Source organism: Vibrio sp. ECSMB14106 (assembly GCF_000972265.1).
In the GTDB taxonomy this organism is placed as follows: Bacteria; Pseudomonadota; Gammaproteobacteria; order Enterobacterales; family Vibrionaceae; genus Vibrio; species Vibrio kanaloae.
Genome location: NZ_LAUM01000083.1, coordinates 1 through 476 on the forward strand (window position 1 = coordinate 1; position 476 = coordinate 476).

The window sequence follows — 476 nt, forward strand, 5'->3', positions numbered from 1 at the left end:
CTTTACTGCGTGGATGAAAGACTGCCATGAGGTGACTGAGGGCGAAGTGATTGCTATCGACGGCAAAACTCTCAGAGGCACATACAACAAAGACAAGCGTTGTGGTGCAATCCATATGGTTAGTGCGTTTAGTGCAGCAAATCAAGTTGTGTTAGGGCAGGTTAAAACAGCAGACAAGAGCAATGAAATCAAAGCGATCCCTGAACTGCTTGAAATGCTTTCCTTACGAGGTTGTTTAGTGACGATTGATGCTATGGGATGCCAGAAGGATATAGCTGAAAAGATAGTCGCCCAAGATGCAGATTACCTCTTAGCGGTAAAAGGTAATCAAAAACGATTGGAGCAAGCGATTAGCCAAGTGTTTAATTCTAGTATGCTTAATAGTTTTGAAGGCGATAAATACGTCACTCAAGAGAAAGGACATGGTCGTACAGAAACGCGTTTGAGTATGGTTGTTCACAATACAGATTTCTTAG

General features: G+C 42.4%; 1 protein-coding gene. It reads left to right on the forward strand.

The window, feature by feature from the left end; all coding sequences use genetic code 11:
- Positions 1 to 476, forward strand: a 476-nt coding sequence (locus WR49_RS20750) for an ISAs1 family transposase (protein ID WP_046225281.1), incomplete at both ends; no start/stop codon positions are given.